The sequence below is a fragment of the Salinivibrio socompensis S35 genome (assembly GCF_000513715.1).
In the GTDB taxonomy this organism is placed as follows: domain Bacteria; phylum Pseudomonadota; class Gammaproteobacteria; order Enterobacterales; family Vibrionaceae; genus Salinivibrio; species Salinivibrio socompensis.
Map to the genome: position 1 here is coordinate 1 of NZ_AQOD01000202.1, position 2,108 is coordinate 2,108.

General features: G+C 50.7%; 2 protein-coding genes and 2 pseudogenes. All 4 read right to left on the reverse strand.

Annotation, left to right across the window (positions count from 1 at the left end; all coding sequences use genetic code 11):
* Nucleotides 1-229, reverse strand: a pseudogene (locus DZ54_RS0116765) (tRNA (guanosine(37)-N1)-methyltransferase TrmD); the annotation flags it as partial.
* Between the two features lie 25 nt (nucleotides 230-254).
* Nucleotides 255-782: a ribosome maturation factor RimM gene (gene rimM, locus DZ54_RS0116770; RefSeq protein WP_025675349.1), complete on the reverse strand. Its 528-nt coding sequence runs from the start codon at nucleotides 780-782 to the stop codon at nucleotides 255-257.
* A 28-nt stretch (nucleotides 783-810) separates the two neighbouring features.
* On the reverse strand, nucleotides 811-1,059 hold the full coding sequence (gene rpsP / locus DZ54_RS0116775; protein ID WP_021022062.1) for a 30S ribosomal protein S16: 249 nt from the start codon (nucleotides 1,057-1,059) through the stop codon (nucleotides 811-813).
* Nucleotides 1,060-1,266: 207 nt separating this feature from the next.
* Nucleotides 1,267-2,108 (reverse strand): annotated as a pseudogene (locus DZ54_RS22875) (signal recognition particle protein); the annotation flags it as partial.

Consider the following 2,108-nt stretch of genomic DNA (forward strand, 5'->3'; position numbering starts at 1 on the left):
TAGCTGCATGAATCGCATCGCGCAAAGGCGCTCACCATCATGAAGGCCATGGTCGCACCGAGGCCGCACGTATTCGATCATCAACCGTCCGATGTTTGTCTTGCGTGAAGTCACGAGGATTCCACGTCTCGACGTTCAATAACCCTTTTTTTACCGCTTGGCCCGTGACTCCAAAATCAGTGACCGCTCGGAACATTTCTGGAAACAGGCTGATAATGCCAACCCACATATTTCCGCTCGCTTACTGTTGGAGTTTAAAAACCAGGATCCCAGTCAACTTCGATCCGTTGAGCAGTGCGATCAATCGACTTGATGACCTGCTCTTCAAGGAACGGAATTAAGCGTTCCTTTTTGCCAAAAGCATCTTTCAGGTTGGCTTTGACGACGAGTACGTCGTTTGAGCCCGTTTCCAGCATGTCAGTCACAGTGCCGAGGTGATAGCCTTTTGCATTCACCACGTCCATGCCAAACAGCTCACGCCAATAAAACTCTTCATCTGATAAAGCAGGAAGCGCTTGTGCGCTGACTGCAATCTCAGCATTGGTCAGCATCTGCGCATCTTCGCGCTGATCCAGCCCTTTGAGCTTGGCAACATACCCTTTATTGTGGCGCTTCCAGTCTTCCAACTCGAAACGTTGCCACTGCCCACGCACCTGGATAAACCATGGTGAGTAAGCAAAAATGCTGTCAGCTTCTTCAGTGTAAGAAAAAATCTTGAGCCAGCCTCGAATGCCGTACGACGAGCCTAGCTTGCCAACGACGATAGTCTCTTGCTCACTCATTTCTTCTTTTAACCCTGACACTGATCAATTACGCCGCTTGCGCTGCGTCTTTAACTAGCTTAGCAACACGGTCAGAAACCGTTGCGCCTTCGCTAACCCAGTGGTTTACGCGATCCAGGTCAAGGCGTAGTTTCTCTTCCTGGCCTTGAGCGACAGGGTTGAAGAAACCGATTTTTTCGATGAAGCGACCGTCGCGCGCCTGGCGGCTGTCAGCTACAACGATTTGATAAAATGGGCGTTTTTTCGCGCCATGACGTGCCAAACGAATGGTTACCATATCGTCCTCATTTGCATTACTTAATAAAATTGGCCCCGTTTCGCGTGAGCAATGCGGGGCCTCGTGCCAAAATAAAGCTCGGGAATTTTACTCTTTATTGCTGTGAATGCAACTGGTTTAGTCAAATTTCCACCAGCTGTCCCCAGCCTCACAGCGAGTTATTATGCCTGCTAGCACGGGGGCTGACAGGCAAAACATCGGTACTGGTTAGCCCATGAATCCGCCAGGGCCGCCTGGTCCACCACCCGGTGGCATCATGCCCTTCATTTGCCGCATCATGTTGCGCATGCCACCTTTTTGCATTTTTTTCATCATCTTTTGCATTTGGGTAAACTGCTTGAGCAAACGGTTCACATCTTGCACCTGGGTACCTGACCCTGCGGCGATCCGTTTTTTACGAGAGCCCTTGATGATTTCTGGGCGCTGACGCTCACGTGGTGTCATCGAATTGATGATCGCTTCCATCTGTAAGAACATCTTATCATCAACGTTGTCTTTTACGTTATCAGGGACATTGGACATGCCAGGTAGCTTATCCATCATTCCCATCATGCCGCCCATGCCTTTCATCTGTTCAAGCTGGTCGCGGAAATCTGCCAAGTCAAAGCCTTTCTTCTGCTTAAACTTTTTGGCCATTTTCTCAGCTTTGTCTTGGTCGACGTTTCGCTCGAGATCTTCGATAAGCGACAGCACATCGCCCATCCCCAAGATACGGGATGCCACCCGGTCAGGATGGAAGGGTTCAAGCGCATCGGTTTTTTCACCCACACCCAAAAACTTAATCGGCTTGCCGGTGATATGACGAACCGACAGCGCCGCACCACCGCGAGCATCACCATCGACCTTGGTCAGGACTACCCCCGTCAGTGCCAATGCGTCATTGAAGGCTTTAGCGGTGTTCGCCGCATCTTGCCCGGTCATGGCATCGACCACAAACAGGGTTTCCACTGGGTTAATCGCGCGATGAACGTCTTTGATTTCGCCCATTCATCGCGTCATCGACATGCAAGCGGCCCGCCGGTATCGACGATCACCACGTCATAAAATTT